11 protein-coding genes and 2 pseudogenes are annotated in these 14,285 nt (G+C 65.2%); 5 read left to right on the top strand and 8 right to left on the bottom strand.

What is annotated here, in order from left to right; translation table 11 throughout:
- Positions 1–431, top strand: a pseudogene (locus tag WCB02_RS10545) (hypothetical protein); the annotation flags it as partial.
- A gap of 13 nt (positions 432–444) precedes the next feature.
- Here the strand turns inward: WCB02_RS10545 and WCB02_RS10540 are convergent.
- Positions 445–1,995 (bottom strand): AMP-binding protein, encoded by a 1,551-nt coding sequence (locus WCB02_RS10540; protein WP_423958052.1) that lies wholly within the window; start codon positions 1,993–1,995, stop codon positions 445–447.
- A gap of 17 nt (positions 1,996–2,012) precedes the next feature.
- Complete coding sequence (locus WCB02_RS10535; RefSeq protein ID WP_423958051.1) at positions 2,013–3,167, bottom strand: iron-containing alcohol dehydrogenase; 1,155 nt, start codon at positions 3,165–3,167, stop codon at positions 2,013–2,015.
- Positions 3,168–3,307: 140 nt separating this feature from the next.
- Between WCB02_RS10535 and WCB02_RS10530 the strand changes: the two are divergent.
- The 3 genes and pseudogenes from WCB02_RS10530 to WCB02_RS10520 form a co-directional block, all read left to right on the top strand.
- Positions 3,308–3,490: pseudogene (locus WCB02_RS10530) on the top strand (hypothetical protein); the annotation flags it as partial.
- Positions 3,491–3,614: 124 nt separating this feature from the next.
- On the top strand, positions 3,615–4,805 hold the full coding sequence (locus WCB02_RS10525; protein ID WP_423958050.1) for an ABC transporter substrate-binding protein: 1,191 nt from the start codon (positions 3,615–3,617) through the stop codon (positions 4,803–4,805).
- Positions 4,806–5,116: 311 nt separating this feature from the next.
- Entirely contained in the window at positions 5,117–6,097 is a 981-nt protein-coding gene (locus tag WCB02_RS10520) for an AraC family transcriptional regulator (protein WP_423958048.1), read from the top strand.
- Between the two features lie 15 nt (positions 6,098–6,112).
- Here WCB02_RS10520 and WCB02_RS10515 read toward each other — a convergent pair whose 3' ends face one another.
- Genes WCB02_RS10515 through WCB02_RS10495 form a run of 5 tightly spaced genes read right to left on the bottom strand, consistent with a single transcriptional unit; the run spans position 6,113 to position 11,542 of the window.
- Positions 6,113–6,508, bottom strand: coding sequence for an MAPEG family protein (locus WCB02_RS10515; RefSeq protein ID WP_423958047.1), 396 nt, complete (start codon positions 6,506–6,508; stop codon positions 6,113–6,115).
- 32 nt (positions 6,509–6,540) lie between these two features.
- Positions 6,541–7,629: a lipocalin-like domain-containing protein gene (locus WCB02_RS10510; RefSeq protein ID WP_423958045.1), complete on the bottom strand. Its 1,089-nt coding sequence runs from the start codon at positions 7,627–7,629 to the stop codon at positions 6,541–6,543.
- On the bottom strand, positions 7,619–10,081 hold the full coding sequence (locus WCB02_RS10505; RefSeq protein ID WP_423958044.1) for an ABC transporter permease: 2,463 nt from the start codon (positions 10,079–10,081) through the stop codon (positions 7,619–7,621). Before WCB02_RS10505 ends, WCB02_RS10510 begins: the two co-directional genes overlap by 11 nt.
- On the bottom strand, positions 10,078–10,731 hold the full coding sequence (locus WCB02_RS10500; protein WP_423958043.1) for an ABC transporter ATP-binding protein: 654 nt from the start codon (positions 10,729–10,731) through the stop codon (positions 10,078–10,080). The genes WCB02_RS10505 and WCB02_RS10500 overlap by 4 nt, the downstream gene beginning before the upstream one ends.
- Positions 10,732–10,765: 34 nt before the next feature.
- Complete coding sequence (locus WCB02_RS10495; RefSeq protein ID WP_423958042.1) at positions 10,766–11,542, bottom strand: class I SAM-dependent methyltransferase; 777 nt, start codon at positions 11,540–11,542, stop codon at positions 10,766–10,768.
- 250 nt (positions 11,543–11,792) lie between these two features.
- Here WCB02_RS10495 and WCB02_RS10490 point away from each other — a divergent pair, with 250 nt between their 5' ends.
- Complete coding sequence (locus WCB02_RS10490) at positions 11,793–13,067, top strand: MFS transporter (RefSeq protein ID WP_423958041.1); 1,275 nt, start codon at positions 11,793–11,795, stop codon at positions 13,065–13,067.
- Between the two features lie 127 nt (positions 13,068–13,194).
- On the opposite strand, the gene WCB02_RS10485 is transcribed toward WCB02_RS10490, so the two are convergent.
- Positions 13,195–14,285: amidohydrolase family protein (locus WCB02_RS10485; protein ID WP_423958039.1), on the bottom strand; the 1,091-nt coding region annotated here is incomplete at its 5' end.

Below are 14,285 nucleotides of genomic sequence, written 5' to 3'. Positions count from 1 at the left end.
GCATTGCCTTCGTCGCGTGGCTTTGCAACATGCTGGCAGGCGGCAGCCTGCTGCCGCAATCCTACGCGTCCGGCGCGGGATATTTTCTCGACACGGTCTGCTTCACGATCGTCGCATCGGGCCTGTCCGGACTGTCCAGGGAGAGCTTTGGTCCGCTCATCGGCCGGATCGACCGGACGCTTGGCGAGTGGTCCTATTTCGCCTTCCTGGTGCAGTGGCTGTGCGGCTTCGTGGTCGTGAGCACCGTGCTCGGCGGCGAGCAGCGCGGCTGGCTGTTGCTGGCAGCTGTCACGCCCCTCGTCCTCGTCGCATGCGCGGGCTTTGCCGTGCTGAACCGCCGCTGTCTGGAGCCGCTGCGCGATTGGGTCCGAGGCGGCTCTGGACGACGAACTGCGATTGCGACCGTGACATTGGCGAGCGAGCCGCGTTGACGGAGAAGATATCTCACACGATCCGCGAGGTCTTGTCGCCCCAATAGCGGTCGCGCAGCAGCCGCTTGTAGAGCTTGCCGGTCGGCAGGCGCGGCAGTTCGTCCGCAAAATCGATCGAGCGCGGCACCTTCTGGCGCGACAGCGTGTGGCTGCAGAACGCGATCAATTCATCGGCGAGCGCTTCGCACGGCTCGATCCCCGGCATCGGTTGCACCACCGCCTTCACCTCCTCGCCGAGGTCGGGGTTGGGAACGCCAAACACGGCGGCATCCGCGATCTTGGGATGGGTGATCAGGAGGTTCTCGCATTCCTGCGGATAGATGTTGACGCCGCCCGAGATGATCATGAAGGTCGCGCGGTCGGTGAGATAGAGATAGCCGTCCGCATCGACATAGCCGACGTCGCCGACCGTGCTCATGCTGCCGTCCGGCGAGCGCGCCTCCTTGGTACGTTCGGCATCGCCGAAATATTCGAACGGCGAGGCGGTCTTGAACCACACCGTGCCCGGCGTGCCGGTCGGACATTCCTGCATGGTTTCGTCGAGAATATGCAACTCGCCGAGCAGCACCTTGCCGACGGTGCCGCGATGCGCAAGCCATTCCGCACTGCTGCAGGCGGTGAAGCCGAGGCCTTCGGTCGCGCCGTAATATTCGTGGATGATCGGTCCCCACCATCGGATCATGTCGTCCTTGACCAGCGCGGGGCAGGGCGCGGCGGCATGGACCGCGATCTCGAGCGACGACAGGTCATAGCGCGTTCGGAGTGCCTCGGGCAGCTTCAGCATGCGCGAGAACATCGTCGGCACCAGCTGGCTGTGGGTGACGCCCCAATATTCGACGAGTTGCAGATAACGTTCGGGGTCGAACTTCTCCATGATGATCACGGTGCCGCCCATCCGGATCGTCAGGTTGACGGCGGCCTGCGGCGCCGAATGATACAGCGGCGCGGGCGAAAGGTAGATCATGCCTTCGCGGTAGTGCCAGAGTTTTTGCAGGAAATCGAACAGCGGCAGCTGCTGTTCGGGCGGTTGCTGCTGCAGCGGGCGCAGGATGCCCTTCGGCCGACCCGTGGTGCCGGACGAATACAGCATCGCGGTGCCGACCGCCTCGTCCGGAATCGGTGTCTTCGGCAGGGCCGCGGTCACCTCGTCCAGCCCTACGATACACTCGTTTTCGCTTGCGCCGTCGGCGACGACGCAGAGCTCGATTGCGGGACACGCCTCGAGCGCCTCGCGGGCGATCTCGAGCTTTGCCACCGAGGTGATCAGAATGCGCGACCGGCTGTTGTTGAGGATATAGGCCAATTCGCCCGGCGTGAGATACGAATTGACGCAGGTGAAATAGAGACCGGAGCGCTCGCCCGCGCCGCAGGCTTCAAGGTAGCGGTTGTTGTTCTCCATGAAGATCGCATAATGATCGAGCCGCTGCAGCCCGCGTTGTCGAAACAGATGGGCCAGCCGGTTGCACCGCGCCTCCAGTTCGCGGTAGGTCACCGCCTCGCCGGTCGAGGCCATGATGAAGGCCGGCTGTAGCGGCCGCAGATGCGCATGTTTGCCAGTATACATTATCGTCCCAATCCCCCTTAAGCGGCCAACAAAAGGATCTCGCGCACCGCGTTCGGGCCGTCGATCCGGCGCGGATTGCGCGGAACCCATGGCGTCGCCATCGCCTGCTGCGCGATCGCATCGAAATGCTCGGCGTCGACGTTGACCTCACGCAGGCTGCGCGGCATGCCGAGATCGCGGATGAAGCGATCCAGCACGTCGGCTGCGTCCGCGCCGGGCTGCCCCATTGCGACTGCGACCAGCGCTTGCCGATCGCCGTTGTCCGGCCTGTTCCAGCGCATCACCGCCGGCAGCATCACGCAGGACGTATAGCCATGCGGCACGCCGTAGCCGGCGCCGAGCACGTAGCCGATGCCATGGCTCGCACCCATTGGCACGCCCGCTGTGAGCGGCCCGGTCGAAAGCCAGGTGCCGATCATGCAGTCCATCCGCGCGTCGAGGTCGCGCGGATCGGCCTTCACCCGCGGCAGCCCGCCGGCCAGCATCGCAAGTCCATGGAGCGCCTGGGCGTCGGCGTAAGGATGGGCCTCGCGCGAGCAGATGCCTTCGACGCAATGGTCGACCGCGCGGATTCCCGTCGACAGGAACAGCCATTCCGGCGTGTGCATGGTCAGCGCCGCATCAAGGATCACCGCACGCGGCATGGCGAGGTCGTGGCGCAGCGCTTCCTTGACCTTGCTGCGCTGGTTGGTGACGCCGGCAATGGCCGAGAACTCGCCGCCGGCGATCGTGGTCGGCACGCTGATCTGGCGGACGGACGGCGGCCGCATCGCGGGCGCTGAGCCCTTCACCGCGCGGATGCTGTCGATCGTCTCGACGCTTCGGACGTCATTGGCGAGACAGAGCTGCACCGCCTTGGCGCCGTCGGTGATCGAGCCGCCGCCGACGGTGACGATGAGGTCGGCGTTGGCGGCTCGCGCCTGCTCGGTGGCCGCGATGACGGCCTCGCGCGGCGTGTGCTGCGGCATCGCGTCGAAGGTCGCGACACAGTGCGACCCCAGCGCCGCGCGGATCTTCTCGATTTCGTCGGTCTGCCGGTTGAGCGTGCCGGACACCATCAGGAAGGCGCGCGCGGCCTCGAGGCGATCCATCTGCGCGACGATCGCCGCTGCGGCCGGCTGGCCGAACACGACCTCGTCCATCGCGCCGAAAACGACACGCCCTCTGTGCACGCGCTTGTCCTCCCGGGACGATTGTCTTGTATTGTTTGTGACAATCTAGCCAAAACCTGCCGCGGCGTCATGCCCCAAGATTGGCTCCGGGGATTTATCCCAAAAAGTGCCTCGACATTTCGGGCGGGCCCTCATGCCGGCCGCCCTCGGTATCGACCGGCTCCGGCTCGGAAATGCGGCAGGCGGTCGGCGTCGCCGTGTTCTTCGGGATGCCGGGCGTGACATTGTTCGGCCTGATCGTCACGCCAGTGTCCTCAATGCTGGTGCGCAATCTCGCCGACGGCTCGCGGCGCGAGGTTCCGCAGCCGGAAGCGGCCGCATAGCAGAGCCGGGCCGGGGCGGTTGCGCGAAATCGATCCTGCGCGAAAGTCATGCTACGCGAAAGAATTGGGCAGCGGCTGCGTTTTGAAATATCGTGCGCGTGATCAATCTTGCTGGGAGACAAAGATGAAACGGACATTGGCGGCGGCGGTCGCGATGGTCACCCTTTTGCTCGCGCTGCCGGCGTCGGCCGAGGGCGTCAAGATCGGCATCCTGAACGATCAGTCCGGTGTCTACGCGGATTACGGCGGCAAATATTCGATCGAGGCCGCCAAGATGGCGATCGAGGATTTCGGCGGCAACGCGCTGGGACAGCCGATCGAACTCGTCACCGCAGATCACCAGAACAAGCCCGATCTCGCCACCTCGATCGCACGACGCTGGTTCGATACCGAAAACGTCGACATGATCACCGAGCTCACGACCTCGTCGGTGGCGCTCGCGGTTCAGGCGCTCGCCAACGACAAGAAGAAGATCGATATCGTGGTCGGCGCGGCGACGTCGCGCATCACCGGCGATGCCTGCACGCCCTACGGCTTCCATTGGGCGTTCGATACCCACGCGCTCGCGGTCGGCACCGGCGGTGCGCTGGTCGAGGCCGGCGGCGATACCTGGTTCTTTCTGACCGCCGATTATGCGTTCGGCTACGCGCTGGAAAAAGATACCAGCGACATCGTCACCGCCAAGGGCGGCAAGGTTCTCGGCTCGGTGCGCGTTCCCCTGAACTCGTCTGATTTCTCGTCGTTCCTGCTGCAGGCCCAGAGCTCGAAAGCCAAGATCATCGGGCTTGCCAATGCCGGGCTCGACACCACCAATTCGATCAAGCAGGCCGCCGAATTCGGCATCGTCAAGGGCGGCCAGAAGCTGGCGGGCCTCCTGATGACGCTGTCCGAGGTGCACGGCCTCGGGCTCGAAGCTGCCCAGGGCCTGGTCCTCACCGAAGGCTTCTACTGGGATCACGACGACAGGTCGCGCGCCTTCGCGGAGCGCTTCTTCAAGCGCACCGGACGCATGCCGAGCATGATCCATGCCGGGACCTATTCGGCGACGCTGAGCTACCTGAAGGCGGTGCAGGCCGCCGGCACCAAGGACTCTGACGCAGTGGCCAGGAAGCTGAAGGAACTGCCGGTCGACGACGCCTTTGCCCAGGGCAAGGTGCTGGCGAACGGCCGCATGGTCCACGACCTCTATCTGTTCGAGGTCAAGTCGCCTGCGGAATCCAGGAAGCCGTGGGACTACTACAAGCAGCTCGCGGTCGTTCCCGGCGACAAGGCGTTCTTCACGGCGAAGGAGAGTGGCTGCCCGCTGACCAAGTAAGCCGCGATCGCTGGATCGCCATTGACCCACCGGCAGCGGCTGCTCCAACTGACAGCGGCCGCGATGTGGGGTGTGTGCGAGACAGCCGCGGGGAATGGCGCCCGCTAAATAACCGATACGTACACTGATACCATTGATTGTATCCACCGCGAAACATTCGTTCTGCATCGAAAATAGCTTCCGTTAAGCTATGCTGAGGAAGGATATCGAGTCGCGTGTGCGTCTCGCGAAAAATCAGCACCGAGGCTGGCGCAGCCTGTCGCATCGAATGATTGATGTTGTCTCGTTCACTGGATTGATAAGTCACAGCAATGAGTAATGGCGCACCCGAGCTGCTGCAGCGCTTTCCGGTCTTTGCGACGTCGAATGCCGAGGAGCTGAAGCATTTTGCGTCGACATTGCTCGGCGCCACCCTGCGCGATCTCGCCAACGCCCGTCAATTTACGGCGCGCGTCAATCTGATTCAGATCAAGGAGACCGAACTGGCCTTCGGCGCCACCAGTTCCGATCTCGTGGCGGATCACGTGGCGGCCGACTTCATTCGGCTGCAGATCGCGCTCAGCGGCCGCGGTGCGACCATGGTCGGTGGGATTGAGACGGATATCAACGGGGATCAGCTGGCGATCACGCCTGCGGGCGCGCCCTGGCGCATGTTTTGCGGAGCGGGGCATCAGCGCTTGACGCTTCGCCTCGACCGAACGGCGCTGCTGTGCAAATTGACCGCGCTGATCGGCGTCAGGCCGCGGGGCGAACTGACGTTCGATCCCGCCATCGACGCCAGGCAGCCTTACGCGCAAGGCCTGCTGCGACTGGTGCGTTGTCTGGCCGAGCAGCTCGACGCGACGTCGTCAAAATTGCCGGACGCCGCCTGCATCGAGCTCGAGCAGGCGATCGAGACGGCGTTCCTCTGGGCGAGCCGCCATAGCTTCAGCCATCTGCTGGAGCGCGAGGCCAGAATGCCGGCGCCCGGTCTCGTGCGCCGGCTGGAGGAATATATCGAAGCCCACAGGCACGAGGGGATCACGATCCAACGGCTGGCGATCGAAGCGGGCGTCAGCGCGCGCTCGATTTTCCGGGCATTCGAATTGGCCCGCGGCTATTCGCCGATGGCGTTCGCCAAAATGGTGCGGCTGAAGCGGGCGAGGGAGGCGTTGCTGTCCGGCGATCCCAGCGTGAGCGTAACGGCGATCGCCTTCGAGTGCAATTTCGCCAACCCCGGTCACTTCGCCAGAGACTACCGCACCGCCTTCGGCGAACTGCCCTCGCAAACCCTGCAGCGGACGCGCCGCTGATCGAGTGGCATCGCGTCAGCCGGCCTGGATCAGGCGCCAGATGATGGTGCCCAGCGAGCCGAGCAGCAGCACCGCGCAGGCGAGTGCCTGGATCGCAAAGCCCGGTCCGCGCTTTTCAGCGGCTTTCGCATAGCCGGTCATGTAGAGGATGCGGCCGGCGATCCAGACCAGGCCCATGACGGCTGCGACCGCATCGCTGTCGTAGACCGCGAACAGCCAGAGCGACGGCAGGAAGATCGGCATCCACTCCAGCGTGTTCATCTGCACGCGGAACACCCGCTCGAAGTCGGAATTGCCTGATATGGCCGGCGCCTTGACGCCGAATTTGGCGCGCGCCCCGCCGACGCGCATGGAGGTGATGAAGTAGAAGATGATCGCCAGGCATGTGACGAGTGCGGTGAAGTGATACATCGTGATGGTCCCCCTTTGAAAGACGGCCGAATCTAATAGCCGGTCAGCTCCAGATATCCCACGCCGCTGTGACTGCCATGAAAGCCGATCGGGCCCTCCCAATAGGCAAAACTGGTCCCCATCCAGGCCTTCGGGTTGAGAGGCGCGCATTCGATTGCGAGCTCGAGCGAGGGGACGGCGACCTGCCAGCGCACCGGGAGCTTCCGTCCTTCGATGTCGACCGTACCTTGCGGCGTCATGCGGATATCGGTTGCAGCGAGCGGCCGGGCGCCGCCATCGGGCGAAATGAAGCTGCCGGACACATAATCATCGCCATCGTTCTGGCGCATCCGGTACAGCATCAGCTTCTCGCCGCTGGTGAAATGCAGCGCGAACCAGTCCCATCCGGTCTGGTCGGAGGCGAGCGGCTGGCTGCTCCATTCGCGGTCCATCCAGGCCTGCCCGGTGACATCGATCGGGTGGTCGTCGATCGTGACGCGGCCGCTCACTCTGAAAAACGGCTGGCTGTAATAATACGACGCCTGTCCGCGCTGTGATTTCCTGCTGTAGCCCGCCTCGCCTTGCAGCACCAGCGGACGATCGGCCTCGAGCTTGAGCGCATAGGCAAAATCCTTGGCCGCGGCGGTGAGCTCGAGCGGCGAGACGGTGTCGGGATTCATCGGTCCGAGCCCACGCATCTGCCAGGCATCGATCCAGGCCTGAAATGGCTTCGTTTCCACGCCGGCCTGACCGACGCCGCCGCGCGCAAAGGTCTGGCTAACGCGATGGGTGTCGGCGCGGGTGACGGCGGCATGGGCCATCCAGATCTGCTGGCTGGCCCATCCGTCCTCTTTGCCGCCGGGCGCCATCGCCTGGCGAAACAGCGTCCACTGCGTGCCGTAGGCTGTGCCGCCGGCATCGACGAGATTGGCGGTCACGTACCACCACTCGATGCGGTAGTCCGGATGCGGACCGTGATCGGCCGGAAACGCAAAGACCTTGCCGGGCGTCACTGCCGCGAATCCCCGAGCCTCGTCGGAAAGCCCGGCAAAACCCTGCGCAAGCGCGGGCTTTGGCGTGACAGCGAGAAGCCCGAGGGCACTTGCGAAAGCGCGCCGCGACAGTCCGAGATCAGCGCTCATTGGCGAACACCTTGACCAGATTGGCCGGCTGCATCCGCGCCAGCCGCAGGACCGGCAGCAGCGAGGCGAGCAGCGCTGCCGCCATTGCGACGCCGACCAGCTTGACGAGCTGCCACGGAAAGACATGGAACGGCAGCCGCCAGCCGAACGCCTTCACGTTCACGATCGCGATCAGGCACCATGCAACGGCGAGGCCGAGCGGAAGCGCGAACAGCGCCGTGACGAACGCGACCGACAGCGTCTTGGTGAGCTCGATTGCCGCAAGTCGCCGCCGCGTGACGCCCATGGCCCATAACGGCGCGAGCTGCGGCAGCCGGGAATTGGCCAGTGTCAACAGGCTGGTCAGCAGCGCGACGCCGGCGACGCCGAGCGTGAAGGCGTTGAGCGCGGCGGTCACGGCGAAGGTGCGGTTGAAGATCCGCTTCGACTCCGCTTTGACCGTGGACTGATCGAGCAGGTTGCGGCCATCGAGGCCGAACCTGTCCGACACCGCCGCGATCACCCCCGGTATGTCGGCGGGCGCGACCCGCAGCGCCAGCCGGGTCTGCGGCGTATCGGGAAAATGCCGGGCCAGTGCAGCAGCATTGACGGCGATCTGGCCCTTGGGGTCGCCGTAGTCGGCATAGATGCCGGCGACCGTGATCGGCCATTCGTCGCCGGGCGCAGGCAATGCGATGCGGTCGCCGATCGCCAGATTCATGCGGCGCGACAATTGCTCGCTGATGAAGCCGCTGTCACCAGCCCGCAGCCTGTCCCAGCCGTCCGCCGTGGCCTGCAGCAGCGGCCAGTGATCCCGATAGGTGGCGTGGTCGGGCAGGCCGAGCACTTCGATCGGCTGGCCGTCCAGTTGTGCCTCGGTCCGGGCGCCGGTCAGAACGGCCTGCACGTCGGAGCGTTCGCTGAGGAAGGCCTTGATCGCTGCGGCCTGCGCATTGTCCGCCGCCAAGATGTAGACATCGGCGGCGAGCCGGCCGTCGAGCCAGACCAGAAAGGTGCGGCTGAACGTTTCCACCATGGTGGCGACGCCGACATTGACCGAGAGCGCAAGCAACAGCGCCATCAGCGCCAGCGACAGCCCCGACAGCTGCTGGCGGCTGTCGGCCCAGAACCATTCCGCGAGCGCGCGGCGGGCGTTGTGCTGGCCGATGCTGAGCACGATCTCGAGCAGTGCGGGCAGGATCAGCGCCGCGCCAAGCAGCAGGGCCGCCAGCACCGCAAATCCGGCCAGCAGCGAGTTGCCGAACCACAACAGCGCGCCTGCGACGGCGAAGACGGCAAGCGCGAGGGCGCTCTGCAGGATCAGCCAGCGGTGCTGCGCCTGTTGCCAGGCGTAGGGCTGCGCCGCAGCCAGGATCGGCAGCCGGATCGCCTTGGCGAGGCTGGTGGTCGCCGCGGCGAGCGCGCCGGCAACGCTGATGACGAGGCCGGCAATCCACCATGCCGGCCTCAAGGTCAGTTCGCCGGGGATCTCGGCGCCATAGAGACCGCGCAGCGACGCCGCCACGTCAGGCAGCAATGCGGCCGCGATCAGATAGCCGCAGATCAGGCCGATCAGGCCCGCGACCAGGGCCAGCGAGACCAGTTCGAGCACCAGCATGCTGTTCAGGAGCCGCGCGGAGACGCCGCACGCCCGCAAGGTCCGCAACATAGGCAGGCGCTGTTCAAAGGTCAGGCCGATCGCCGAATTGACGATGAAGAGCCCGACAAAAAACGACAACAGTCCGAACGCCGTGAGGTTGAGGTGAAAGCTGTCCGTGAGGCGCTCCAGGTCGCTCTCGGCTTCGGGCTCGACCAGACGGAGCCGGTCACCGGTCACGTTGGCGAGCGGCTGACGCGGGCCACCGGTCTTGCCGAGCAGAAGCCGCGAAATCTGGTCGGGCCGGTTCAGGAGTTTTTGCGCAATCCCGATATCGACGACCAGCACGTCGGGCACGAGCTGCGGCTGCACCTTGAGCGGCGGCAGCGTCAAGCCACTGCCGAGAGTAGGCGACGCGCCTTCGACAAGCCCGAGATCCGACAATGTTTCGGGAGCGACCAGGGTCTGGCCCGGCGGCGTGATGAAGGCCTGCAAATCGCTTCGTCCGATCGAGGGCGCAGTGCCGACTTCGGCCGGCAGCGTCACTGGCTCGATACCGAGCAGCCGGTAACTGTGCCCCGCGATCTGGACGCGGCCTTCGAGCACCGGCGACGCCGGCCAGCCGGCGCGTCGCAGCTTGACGAACAGATCTTGCGGGAAGGCCGTGCCGTCCCGGCTGACCAGCATCGCCGTGCGCGTGCCGCCAAACACGGCGGCGGCGCGGTCATAGGAGTTGCGGGCCTGAAGGTTCAGCGCCTGCACGCCGCTCCACAGCGCGGTCGCGGCAATCAGCCCGATCAGCAGCGTGGCGAGCTGCATCGGATGCCGCCGCCAATGGCTCAATAGCACCGCCAGGGTCCAGAGCGCGCGTCTCATCTGATCAGTCCCGCATGCAGCGTGACGTGACGGTCAAGCGTCGCGGCCAGCCGCGTGCTGTGCGTGACCATCAGGAAACCGCAGCCGGTCCGCGCCACCAGATCGCGCGTCAGCGCGAGCACGTCGTCGGCCGTTGCCTCGTCGAGATTACCGGTCGGCTCGTCGGCGAGCAACAGCAGCGGCTTGGTCGCCAGCGCGCGGCCGATCGCGACCCGCTGCTGCTGGCCGCCGGACAATTGTTCGGGATAGCGTTTCAGGAGCTTGTCGAGTCCCAGCCGCTCCACCAGCTCGGCATGCCAGGCGGCGTCGTGGCGGCCGGCGATGCGGGCCTGGAAGGCGAGATTATCGGCGACACTGAGGCTCGGGATCAGATTGAACTGCTGGAACACCAGGCCCAGCCGGTCGCGCCGCAGGGCCGCGCGTCCGGCGTCGGACAGCGCGGTTACGCAGGTCTCATCGAGCCGGATCTCGCCGCCATCGGCGGCATCAAGCCCGGCGATCAGATGCAACAGCGTGCTTTTTCCGGAACCGGATTCGCCGGTCAGCGCGACGCGCTCGCCGGCGGCGACCGCGAGATTCACCCCGCGCAGCACGGCGACCTGCTCGCCGGCGGAGCGGTAGGTCTTGGTCAGGTCGCGAACGCTCAGCAAGATCGGACGGCCGCGTTGGGCATGGGCAACGCGATCACTGCGGCTTCTGGAATTTCAGGACGAACTCGTCGACCGGCACGGCGGGATGGAACACCGGAACGTCCCTGGGATCTTCCGGATGGTGCAGGAAATCGCCTTTGGCGGTGAGCCTGAAGCCGGCGGCCTCGATTTCCTTGCGCAGCGTCGCTTCCTCGATGCGATGCAGCGTCTTGCCGACGGCGGTGCCGTCACCCGGCTTTGCTGCATGGTCGGCGATGACGAGGAAGCCGCCGGGCTTGAGGGCCGCGAACATCTTCTCGTTCATCCTGGCGCGATCGACCGGCATGTAAGTCATGTCGTGATAGGCGAAGAAGAAGGTGATGAGGTCGAGGCCGGAAACATCCGGCGGGATCGGGTCGTCGAAATCCCTGATGATATGCACGACATTGTGCATAGCAGGATTTTTCGCGCGGACGTCGAACTTGTCCTTCACCCGCTCCATGACCGCGGCGGAATCCTGGGCGTAGACGACGCCGCCGGGTCCGACGGCGCGCGCCAGCAGTTCCGTGCTGTAACCGGCGCCGGCTTCCATATCCAGCACCTTCATGCCGCTGACGACGCCGGTGAACGCCAGCATCTTGGCAGGCTGCCGGCGCTGATCGGTTTGCCGGTCGGCGTCGCTGCGGTCGGGCGAGGCGACGATGGCCTCGTAATCCGGCGTGTTGCTGCCGTGGTTGGCGTCTTGATTGGTTTGTTGCGCGCGCGTCGCTGACAGGGTCAGCATGCCGACCATGAACACGCAGGCCACACGACGAAGGGGCGGTCTCGTCATGGTAACTCCCTCGGGCAGAGCCGTGATGCATACCAAGGCTGTGGTGGCAGATCACGGTCTCAAAAATGTGACGACGCATTCGTGACCTGGTTGTTGGATATCAGCACGACACCGTCAGGCAGCAGCGTGGGACACTCGATCCTGTTGCAGTGCGTGACCAAATGCTTGGTTGCCTTGGCGCCGAAGCGGCCTGTAGCATGCTCAAACGCCCGACGACAGGGCTTGCGAAGGATATGACGAGGAAGGGATCATGGCCGCGCAGCCGACCCCAAAGGGCGCCTGGAAGATCACGTTTCTGCTATTTCTGTTCATGCTGGTGAATTTCGCCGACAAGATCGTCGTTGGTCTTGCCGGCGTGCCGATCATGACCGAGCTGAAGCTCGATCCGGAGCGGTTCGGCCTGCTCGGCTCCTCGTTCTTCTTCCTGTTCTCCGTCTCGGCGATCGCGGTGGGCTTCGTCGTCAACCGCATCGAGACCAGATGGGTGCTCTTGATGCTCGCGCTGATCTGGGCGTTGGCGCAATTCCCGATGCTGGGAACGGTCAGTGTCTCCACGATTCTGGTCTGCCGCGTCGTCCTGGGCGCCGGAGAGGGCCCCGCGAGCTCAGTCGCGGCGCATGCCATCTTCAAATGGTTCCCGGACGAGAAGCGCACGCTGCCGATCGCGATTCTGTCGCAGGGCTCGGCATTCGGCGTGATCCTCGCAGTCCCTGCGCTGAACTGGCTGATCGTCAATCACAGCTGGCATTATGCGTTCGGCGCGCTCGGCATAGCCGGCTTGATGTGGGCTGTGGCCTGGCTGATCCTCGGCAAGGAGGGCCCGCTGGTGCAAACCGCGGCGATGGCCGCCGGTGAACGCCGCATTCCCTATTTTCAGTTGTTGACCTCTCGCACCTTTGTCGGCTGCGTCACGTCGACCTTCGGCGCCTACTGGGCGCTGTCACTGGGGCTGACCTGGTTTACGCCCTTCATCGTCAATGGCCTGGGCTTCGCGCAGCAAGAGGCCGGCTTCATCTCCATTCTGCCATGGGTGTTCGGCGCCGTGATCGTGTTGCTCACCGGCTGGATATCGCAGGTGATGCTGGCGCGCGGTTTTACCACGCGCGGTGCCCGCGGTGTGCTCGGTGCGGCGCCCTTGATCGCCGGTGGTGCCATTATTGCCGTGCTGCCGCATGTCGCGCCAGGCGGCCTGATGATCGCGCTCCTCGTTGTCGGCTCCGGCCTGTGCGGATCGATCTATGTGGTCTGCGCGCCAATGATCAGCGAGTTCACGCCGGTGTCACAGCGCGGCGCGGTGATCTCTATCTACGGCGCGCTCTATACGCTGGCCGGCATCCTCGCGCCTGCGGTGATGGGCAGCGTGATCCAGCATTCGGACTCGCTGCTCGACGGCTATATGATCGGCTTCACCATCAATGCGGGCATCATGGTCGTATCCGGATTGCTCGGCCTGACGCTGCTCTGGCCCAACACCGAGCGCGCGCGGTTGATGAGTCGGGAAACGATACAGCCGAAATTTGCATAGGGCGGCGCTGCGCAGCCATATAGCGTGGGCAAAGCGCGCGTGCCCACCAAATTCCTTGAGGCCGGGCGCACGATCGGTGGGCACGGCGCAAGGGCGCCTTTGCCCACCCTTAAGAATCGATCGCTGTTTACGACGCCGCGGCTTCGAGGCTTGGCGATATCTTCTGCGCGCCGCGCACCAGGCGGCCCGGCCGCGCACCGGTCGCGCTGCCGTCACGTTGGGTCACCACGCCGGACACGAGGGTTACGTCATAGCCGTCAACCTGCTGCAGCAGGCGCCGGCCGCCGACCGGCAGGTCGTAATGCACCTTGGGCGGATGCAGATGCAGCCGGTCATAGTCGATGACATTGACGTCGGCCTTGTAGGCGGGCGCCAGCAGGCCGCGATCGGAGAGGCCGACCGAGAGCGCGGTCTTGCGCGACTGCGCCGCCACCACGAACGGGATCGACAGCTTCTCGCCGCGCTTTCGGTCGCGGGTCCAGTGCGTCAACAGATAGGTCGGGAAACTGGCATCGCAGATGATGCCGCAATGCGCGCCGCCGTCGCTGAGGCCCGGCACCGCGCGTGGATCGCTCAGCATCTCGCGCGTCGCGTCGAGATTGCCGTCGGCATAATTGAGGAACGGCACGTAGAGCATGCCGCGGCCTTCATCCGACAGCATGGCTTCATAGGCGAGCTCTTCCGGCTTGCACCCCTGGCGGCGGGCCTGCGGGCCCAGCGCGTTCTCCGGCGGCTGTTCGTAATCCGGAGGATTGCCGAGCAGATACATCTTGTCGTAGTTCGGCCGGAAGAACAGCGGATCGTCGGTCGCGGTCGGGACTTCGTTGAGGATCGCCGCGCGCCGCTCGGGCTGGCGCAGCTGCGCGAGACGCTCGGCGAGCGGCAGCTCCGCGATCTGCCGGTAGCTCGGATGGGTCTGGAACGGGTTGCGGGACAATTCGAGGCCGAGCAGCAACCCGACCGGCCGCGCCGCGATCTGCGCGGTGATCGACAGACCCCGCGCGGCAGCCGCATTGATCTCGTCGAGCGTCTGGCGCCAGCGTCGCGGCGCCTTGTCGTTCTGGGTGATCGAGAAGGTAATCGGACATCTGGTGTTGTCCGCCACCCGCAGCATCATCGGCAGGTCTTCGTGGATGGTCGAGGGATCGAGCACGAATTGCAGCACGCTCGGACCCTGGCCATGCATGGCCTCGGCGATCGCGGTCAGTTCGTCCTCGC

This window comes from Bradyrhizobium sp. (assembly GCF_049581145.1).
Classification (GTDB): Bacteria; Pseudomonadota; Alphaproteobacteria; order Rhizobiales; family Xanthobacteraceae; genus Bradyrhizobium.
This window is presented reverse-complemented; position numbering and strand designations above follow the sequence as displayed.